This window comes from Pseudomonas sp. P5_B2 (assembly GCF_056400445.1).
Genome location: NZ_JBFULH010000197.1, coordinates 1 through 7,442 on the forward strand (window position 1 = coordinate 1; position 7,442 = coordinate 7,442).

General features: G+C 56.1%; 10 protein-coding genes and 1 pseudogene. 4 read left to right on the top strand and 7 right to left on the bottom strand.

The features are described from left to right. The 3 genes and pseudogenes from obgE to rplU form a co-directional block, all read right to left on the bottom strand. Nucleotides 1-256, bottom strand: a pseudogene (obgE, locus tag AC1DRJ_RS15640) (GTPase ObgE); the annotation flags it as partial. Between the two features lie 193 nt (nt 257-449). Continuing rightward, nucleotides 450-725, bottom strand: a complete 276-nt coding sequence (rpmA, locus tag AC1DRJ_RS15645; RefSeq protein WP_007943982.1) for a 50S ribosomal protein L27 — start codon at nt 723-725, stop codon at nt 450-452. A gap of 34 nt (nt 726-759) precedes the next feature. Further along, a complete protein-coding gene (rplU, locus tag AC1DRJ_RS15650) occupies nt 760-1,074 on the bottom strand; it encodes a 50S ribosomal protein L21 (protein WP_003176051.1) in 315 nt (104 codons plus the stop codon). A 240-nt stretch (nt 1,075-1,314) separates the two neighbouring features. On the opposite strand from rplU, the gene AC1DRJ_RS15655 reads away from it, so the two are divergent. The 3 genes from AC1DRJ_RS15655 (at nt 1,315) to AC1DRJ_RS15665 (ending at nt 3,329) form a co-directional block, all read left to right on the top strand. After that, nucleotides 1,315-2,283 (top strand): polyprenyl synthetase family protein, encoded by a 969-nt coding sequence (locus AC1DRJ_RS15655; RefSeq protein ID WP_007943981.1) that lies wholly within the window; start codon nt 1,315-1,317, stop codon nt 2,281-2,283. 240 nt (nt 2,284-2,523) lie between these two features. Beyond that, entirely contained in the window at nt 2,524-2,865 is a 342-nt protein-coding gene (locus tag AC1DRJ_RS15660) for a zinc ribbon domain-containing protein YjdM (protein WP_046028563.1), read from the top strand. Between the two features lie 206 nt (nt 2,866-3,071). Further along, nucleotides 3,072-3,329 carry a PA4570 family protein gene (locus AC1DRJ_RS15665; RefSeq protein WP_477794486.1) on the top strand — a complete coding sequence of 86 codons (258 nt, stop codon included), beginning with the start codon at nt 3,072-3,074 and terminating at the stop codon, nt 3,327-3,329. A gap of 108 nt (nt 3,330-3,437) precedes the next feature. Here AC1DRJ_RS15665 and AC1DRJ_RS15670 read toward each other — a convergent pair whose 3' ends face one another. From AC1DRJ_RS15670 to AC1DRJ_RS15680, 3 genes are all read right to left on the bottom strand, one after another. Further along, the gene (locus AC1DRJ_RS15670; protein WP_477802965.1) at nt 3,438-4,055 is read right to left on the bottom strand and encodes an FKBP-type peptidyl-prolyl cis-trans isomerase; all 618 of its coding nucleotides are present in this window, start codon (nt 4,053-4,055) and stop codon (nt 3,438-3,440) included. Nucleotides 4,056-4,176: 121 nt separating this feature from the next. Next, complete coding sequence (locus tag AC1DRJ_RS15675) at nt 4,177-4,488, bottom strand: DUF6482 family protein (RefSeq protein WP_477802966.1); 312 nt, start codon at nt 4,486-4,488, stop codon at nt 4,177-4,179. Nucleotides 4,489-4,641: 153 nt separating this feature from the next. Continuing rightward, nucleotides 4,642-5,130, bottom strand: a complete 489-nt coding sequence (locus AC1DRJ_RS15680; protein WP_007943976.1) for a TIGR00645 family protein — start codon at nt 5,128-5,130, stop codon at nt 4,642-4,644. Nucleotides 5,131-5,290: 160 nt separating this feature from the next. On the opposite strand from AC1DRJ_RS15680, the gene AC1DRJ_RS15685 reads away from it, so the two are divergent. Beyond that, complete coding sequence (locus AC1DRJ_RS15685) at nt 5,291-7,120, top strand: hypothetical protein (RefSeq protein WP_477802967.1); 1,830 nt, start codon at nt 5,291-5,293, stop codon at nt 7,118-7,120. 5 nt (nt 7,121-7,125) lie between these two features. On the opposite strand, the gene AC1DRJ_RS15690 is transcribed toward AC1DRJ_RS15685, so the two are convergent. After that, nucleotides 7,126-7,442: PA4575 family protein (locus AC1DRJ_RS15690; RefSeq protein ID WP_477802968.1), on the bottom strand; the 317-nt coding region annotated here is incomplete at its 5' end.

The following is a 7,442-nucleotide window of genomic DNA, read 5'->3' on the forward strand; positions in this document are numbered from 1 at the left end:
GCTCTTCACCTTTCTTGCCGGTGCAATCGGTGCTGCCACCGTTAGAACCGCGCTCGGCATCGAAGTGACGGGTGTAACGATAGTCGACCAGGGTGTTGAGGTTTTCGTCGGCGATCATGTAGACCGAGCCGCCATCACCACCGTCACCGCCGTTCGGGCCGCCGTTTTCAATAAATTTTTCGCGACGGAAGCTCATGCAACCGTTGCCGCCGTCGCCGGCCTTTACTCGAATCGATACTTCATCAACAAACTTCATAACAAAACGCCTCTCGCCATACGGACGAGCCGAAAAAATCTAGACATAAGACTCTTGCAAAAATGAGCGCAGCGACCTCAATCAACGACCGCAAAACCTGCGCTGGAGCCCATCACAAACAGCTTTGCAAGAGACTCACCCCACAAACGAAAAAGCCCCGTCGCAAGACAGGGCTTTTCCAGCAACCACGTAATTATGCCGCGACGACGTCAGTCTTCGGGACAATGCTTACGTAACGGCGATTGAAAGCGCCTTTTACTTCAAACTTGATCACGCCGTCGATTTTAGCGAACAGAGTGTGATCTTTACCCATGCCAACACCGTAACCGGCGTGGAATTGGGTGCCGCGCTGACGCACGATGATGTTGCCCGGAATGATAACCTGGCCGCCATACATCTTCACGCCAAGGCGTTTGGCTTCTGAGTCGCGACCGTTACGGGTACTACCACCAGCTTTTTTGTGTGCCATGAGTCAATTCTCCTAGTGAGGAATTAGGCTGAAATTAAGCCTGAATACCGGTGATTTTGATCTCGGTGTACCACTGGCGGTGGCCCATACGCTTCATGTGGTGCTTACGACGACGGAACTTGATGATGCGGACTTTATCGTGACGACCTTGGGAGATCACTTCAGCCACAACGGTAGCGCCAGCAACAACTGGAGCGCCAATGTTCACGTCATCGCCATTGGCGACCAACAGAACGCGATCAAAAGTAACGGATTCGCCGGTAGCGATTTCCAGTTTTTCGATCTTCAGGTATTCACCTGGGGCGACCTTGTATTGCTTGCCACCAGTAACAATTACTGCGTACGACATGGTATTTCTCCGATAATCCTGCTCACCCAGCTCTTTATAAGAAGAGGTATTGGCTGGCATGGCTGCATAAGGCTGGAAGGCCGGTTTGCAATTGCGTAAGGCAGGTGCTGCCCAGGAAGTTCAGGGTGCGCGATTGTACGCAAGCTGCCGGGGCGATGCAAGAGGCCATCCATCGCGCCTTGACACTCGCCGACGTGGGTCCTAGCATGCCGCGCAACCCTTCTGGAGCGACTGTCGCTGATGCAACCCCAAGCTTTCTACCGCGCGGTGGCGGACGATTTTAGCGCCGTCGACGGCATCATCAAGAAGCAGCTGACTTCCCGAGTGCCGCTGGTATCGAAAATCGGCGATTACATTACCTCGGCTGGCGGTAAGCGACTGCGTCCTTTATTAGTGTTGCTGTGTGGCAAGGCACTGGGCCGCGAAGGCGATGACCTGCGTCTGCTGGCTGCGACCATCGAGTTCCTGCACACCGCCACCCTGCTGCACGACGACGTGGTCGACATGTCCGGCATGCGCCGTGGCCGCTCGACCGCCAACGCCATGTGGGGCAACGCACCGAGCGTGCTGGTCGGCGACTTCCTCTATTCGCGCTCCTTCGAAATGATGGTCGAATTGGGCTCCATGCCGGTCATGAAGATCCTTTCGCAAGCGACCCGCATCATCGCTGAAGGCGAAGTGTTGCAACTGTCGAAGGTCCGTGACGCCAGCACCACCGAAGAAACCTACATGGAAGTCATCCGCGGCAAGACTGCGATGCTTTTCGAGGCTTCGACCCACAGCGCCGCCGCTCTTTGCGAAGCCACAGCAGAACAGGCTGAAGCCCTGCGCACCTTTGGCGATCATTTGGGCGTAGCCTTCCAATTGGTCGACGACCTGCTGGATTACAAAGGCGATGCCGAAACCCTGGGCAAGAACGTCGGTGACGATCTGGCCGAAGGCAAACCGACCCTGCCGCTGATCTACACCATGCGCGAAGGCACCCCGGAACAGGCAGCCCTGGTGCGCAAGGCAATCCAGAAAGGTGGCATCGAAGACCTGGAAAGCATTCGCGAAGCGGTAGAGGCCTCAGGCTCGCTGGAATACACCGCGCAACTGGCCCGTGATTACGTGGCACGTGCAATCAAATGCCTCGACGCGCTGCCTGCCAGCGAGTATCGCGATGCATTGGTTGAATTGAGCGAGTTTGCGGTAGCCCGCACGCACTAACAGCAAACCTTTGTGGGGGCGACCTGTTGCGAGGGGGCTTGCCCCCGTTCGGCTGCGGATCAGTCGTAAACCCTTTGCACGCGGTTAGTCTTTGAAATTTAGGGCCGCTTCGCGACCCAACGGGGGGCGAGCCCCCTCACCACAGGTTCCCTCCCACAGGTCTATCAGCGTCCCGCCCTCTCCCGCCTAAAACCCTATATAATGTGCGCTTTTTAGCCATCCTGAATTCAAGGAGCTTTAGTGAGCACGTTGCCACCCTGCCCAAAATGCAATTCCGAATACACCTATGAAGACGGCGCACAGCTGATCTGCCCTGAGTGCGCGCACGAATGGTCTGCCAGCGGCGAAGCCGACGTGGCGTCCGATGACACCGTGAAAAAGGATTCGGTCGGCAATGTCCTGCAGGACGGCGATACCATCACCGTGATCAAGGACCTCAAGGTCAAAGGCACGTCGCTGGTGGTCAAGGTCGGCACCAAGGTCAAGAACATCCGCCTGTGCGATGGCGATCACGACATCGACTGCAAGATCGACGGCATCGGTCCGATGAAGCTCAAATCCGAGTTCGTCAGAAAAGTCTGAATCGTCTGTATTCCATCCCGCGCCTTGCGTGGGATGGTGCTTCGCCCTCCCCCCGCTTCATCCCGCCTGCACGCGCAATAGCCAAACGCCAGCCGTTTTGACCTGACGCAATCTTTGCCTGCAAAAAAGCACAAAGCGCCAATAGCCCCTTGCTATTTGATGAATAAGAATTATTCTCATTGAAACCCGTTCAATGGAGAAAAGACATGACTTATTTGATCGATGCCTGGCTGGACCGCCCACACCCTTACCTCAGGATCCTGCATCGGGAAACCGGGGAAGTCTGTGCGGTGCTTGAAGAAGAAGCCTTGAGCGAGCTGCAGGATCAGGGGGATCTGGACGTCAGCGACCTGAGTTCAAGCGAGCCGGTGGTGCTCAAGGAACTGGTGCGTAATCTGTTTTTGTTCTGCTACGCCCGGGCGTTGCGCCCGTCGAGTGAACTGCACCACAAGATCGAAATATGAGTCGGCACAAAAAACTGTGGGAGCGAGCCTGCTCGCGATAGCATCACTGCGGCTTCACAGGAAAACCGCGATGAGCGCATCGCGAGCAGGCTCGCTCCCACATGGGTATTACAGAACGTCGAGCAGTTCGACGTCGAATACCAGTACGCTGTGCGGCGGAATGCTGCCAACGCCTTGAGCGCCGTAAGCCAGTTCGCTCGGCACGTACAGACGCCATTTGCTGCCGGCGTTCATCAGTTGCAGGGCTTCGGTCCAGCCAGCGATCACGCCGCCAACCGGGAATTCTGCCGGCTCGCCACGCTCGTAGGAACTGTCGAACACAGTGCCGTCGATCAGGGTGCCGTGGTAGTGAGTGCGCACTTGATCTTCACGGGATGGCTTGGCGCCTTCGCCGGCAGTCAGCACTTCGAATTGCAGACCGGAAGCCAGGGTGGTGATGCCATCGCGCTTGGCGTTTTCAGCCAGGAAAGCCAGGCCTTCGCCAGCGGCGGCTTCAGCTTTGGCAGCCGCTTCGGCTTGCATGATTTCGCGGATCACCTTGAAGCTCGCGGACATTGCTTCCTGGTCAACACGACTTTCCTTGCCGTTGAAGGCGTCAGTCAGGCCAGCCAGGATCGCGTCCAGGCTAACGCCCGGTGGCGGGTTATCGCGCAGTTGGTCGCCCAGCTGACGGCCAATACCGTRGCTGACGCGGGTTTCGTCGGTGGACAGATTTACTTCGGACATGACAGTGCTCCGCTGTGCGGACGGCCAGGGAACTTGCCGTGCGTGCACAGCGCATCCCGGAGCGCCCGGAACTAAAAGGGCCAGCAGACTAGCACAGATGTCATCGTCCTGATGAGGGCTGTCAGTGATGCCAGGAAGAGCGGAAGGCGATCGGCACCTTCAGGCTTTCCCCCACGCTCGAAACCAGACCGCACATTTCATCATGTACCGAGGCGTGTACAAGGTTGAAGGGTAAGGAGGGGAAGTCATGCAGCACTTGCCGAGCATGCTCGACCGAACGCACGGAGAACATATGGTTGTGGTCATCACTCAAGGGATACGCGGCACCGTGCATGCGCGCCTCCAGCAGGTAGATCCCGCCCTCCATGGAGATCAGGTTCAACTCATCGACTTTCCCTGCGATGGCGTAAGCGCGTAGTTCAACAAGGTTCATGAATGCACCTCATACAGTGTCGAGCCAAGACTACTTACAGGGATAGGCCTCGGCGCATCAAAGTACAAGCCAGTAATCACACCACCCGTCCGGTTCGACCAAATCCCCCTGTAGGAGCCTGGCTTGCCAGGCTCCTACAGGGGGTTGTGCAGATCAGTGCTTGGTCAGCTTGTCCAGATAGCCCATGGCGAACGCTGATACGACGAACGTCATGTGAATGATCACGTACCACTTCAAATGCTCGGGATCGACGTTCTTGGCGTCCATGAAGATCCGCAACAAGTGGATAGAGGAAATCGCCACGATGGAAGCGGCCACCTTCATCTTCAGAGAAGACGAATCCATGGTGCCCAGCCAGTTGAGCTTTTCCTTGCTGTCATCGATGTCCAGTTGAGATACGAAGTTCTCGTAACCGGAAATCATCACCATCACCAGCAAACCGCCCACCAGCGCCATGTCGATCAGCGACAACAGCACCAGAATCAGATCCGATTCTGCCATCGAGAAGACGTTGGGAATAACGTGGAAAACTTCCTGGAAGAACTTCAGCGCCAGCGCTAGGAGTCCAAGGGACAGCCCGAAGTAGATCGGCGCCAGCAGCCAGCGGGAAGCGTACATTGCATTTTCGATAAAGCGTTCCATTGAATCTCACACAGGGGGCTGGAAATGGCAGCGAGTATAACAGCCACCTGTTGCACCCAGAAACTGCCGAAAAATCCGCTACCTGCGCCTGTGTCGTAATGTTTTTCTGCTAGTGTCCAGACTATTGACTGCTCAGCATATCGGACAGGAAGACTGGAAAATGGATGTGCGATTGCCTTTGACGAGTACCGCCATTTGCCTGACCCTGCTGATGAGCGGCTGCTCGCCCAGCGAGGATAAGCGCCAGATCAGCCTCGAGGAAAAAACCGCGCAATTCGAGCAGTCGCTGGATCAGATCCAGGACCCGAAGCTCAAGGACGCGATCTCCGAACTCGGCGGTTCACTCTTGTTGCTCGAACGTGCGCAACTCAAGCTCGACAGTAAACCGGTGGAAACCGAATACGGCGAAGACGCCCTCGCTGTGCTCAAGCACTACCCCACGCCCCAGGCTCTGGTCGACACCTATATCAATGGCCTGTTGGTGCTGCAAAAGGACTCAAGCTCCGATTACCTGACTGATCTGCAACCGTTGTTCCCCTTCAACTTCAGTATTCCGGCAGCGTTCCTTTTCCCCCATGGCCTGGAATGGCAATCGGTGACACTGAGCAACAAGCGGGTCATCCCCTTCCAGCCCGAATGGTCGGAAACTGATCCCGGCATTCAGTTCAGCCCGTCGAGTTCCAACCTGACCAGCCCCGATGACCTGACGGTGACCTACCCCTTCATCAACGGACTGGATGTCGACAAAAAAAACCAGCCGCAACCGGTGAGCCTGCAAGGCAAAGTCGAAGTGATCGCGCCGCGCCGGCTCTATAGCTTCGACCTGAGCAAAAAGGACGTCGGACAGACGCGCACCAACGACAACCTCAGCGTCACCCTGTTAAAGCTTGGAAAAAACTACGCCGAGATTGAATACATCAACAGCGCGCCACTGCCTCCAGAAGTCGCTGAAACCCGGTTGATTCCACTGATTGTTCAGGCCAAAGACACCACCGGGCAGTTTCTCTCACGCGCAGGCTCAATCAACGAAACCGCTGCGCAAATCTCGTTCTATAAAAAACAACTGGCGAAAATGCAGCAGCAGACAGCTTGGAGTGAGGCGTTCGAACAACAGCTCAATGAAGAACAGCGCGCGTTTGAGCAGCAACAGGGACGGCATTATTCCAAGGTGTACTTCAACGGACCGATCGAGACCCTTGAGGTCAACTTGTTGGACTTCTCGGCCGCGACAGTAACCCGCAAAGACCTTAACTTGCCGATACGCCACTTTGACCCGCACACCACGGATAAAACCATCGCGCCGCTGACTTTACCGGTGGTGGTATATGACGATCAAACGCCGAATTGGCTCAAGGGCGCAGCACTGAGCGAAGAACAGCTAAAAAAAAGCATCAATATCAATCAATCGGTGGAAGATCCGAGCGCCGCGCGCATTGAGTTCGATCATCCCAGAAGCTTCAATGACGAGTTGCTCGGCAGCACTTTCAGCCTCGGTGACAGCCCGCTCAGTTTTTTTACCGCGGACAGTAGTGGCAAACGCGATGAGCCGATTGAACTGCCACCGCAGGCCTATCAGGTTGACCCTCTGCGCGGCACGATCACCTACGACCTGAACCTGTTTCCGCAAACGCCAGCGTATGCAGTGGGCGCCATGCCGTTGTTCCTGGCCACGATCGAGAAGCAGACGCTCGACACCCGGAAGTTGCCCAAGGGCCTGGAGCTCAAAGGCAATGCGCTGGTGGTGGATGTGAAACTGTTTCCTGCGCAGGACTGGCGATTTTTCGCCAAGGACGACAGTGGAAACTACCTGAAAGAAATTCTTGCGGTCACGCATGACGCAAGCGCCGAAGGCCCGGCGTTATTTGAGGTTCATTACTTTTATGGTCAGCCGACACGCCTGGAAAGCTATCAGCGCAGCGAACTCACCACCGTGCAATATGGTTTCGAAGTCAAACTGGCCACAGCTGATCCAAGTGAACTTGATCAATAACCCACTTAGTGATCAGGACGATACTCAAAGCCACCGAGATTGCGGCAACGGCCCCCGTTGATTTCCCGCAGTTGGGCTTGCAGGTGCAGGCACCAGATTTGTGGGTCGTCGGCCAGTTCATAGCCGTGCAAGATCAGGCTTTCAACGATGGTGTCGAGAATTGATTCAGCCACGAAAGGACCATGAAACGGGCCTTGCGCCTTGATGGCCGAGGGTTGCTCGCCAGCCATTCCGGCGGCGAAGAGTAAGGTCCACATGCCCGTATCTCCCGCCAGAGGGCGGATGGCACACTCGATACGGGTTACAAGGCCCAGGCATTGAC

What these genes read in the sequence shown, in the direction of transcription:
- rpmA (WP_007943982.1), bottom strand. Translation starts at nt 725, where the DNA reads ATGGCACACAAAAAAGCTGGTGGTAGTACCCGTAACGGTCGCGACTCA.
- rplU (WP_003176051.1), bottom strand. Translation starts at nt 1,074, where the DNA reads ATGTCGTACGCAGTAATTGTTACTGGTGGCAAGCAATACAAGGTCGCC.
- AC1DRJ_RS15655 (WP_007943981.1), top strand. Translation starts at nt 1,315, where the DNA reads ATGCAACCCCAAGCTTTCTACCGCGCGGTGGCGGACGATTTTAGCGCC.
- AC1DRJ_RS15665 (WP_477794486.1), top strand. Translation starts at nt 3,072, where the DNA reads ATGACTTATTTGATCGATGCCTGGCTGGACCGCCCACACCCTTACCTC.
- AC1DRJ_RS15675 (WP_477802966.1), bottom strand. Translation starts at nt 4,488, where the DNA reads ATGAACCTTGTTGAACTACGCGCTTACGCCATCGCAGGGAAAGTCGAT.
- AC1DRJ_RS15680 (WP_007943976.1), bottom strand. Translation starts at nt 5,130, where the DNA reads ATGGAACGCTTTATCGAAAATGCAATGTACGCTTCCCGCTGGCTGCTG.
- AC1DRJ_RS15685 (WP_477802967.1), top strand. Translation starts at nt 5,291, where the DNA reads ATGGATGTGCGATTGCCTTTGACGAGTACCGCCATTTGCCTGACCCTG.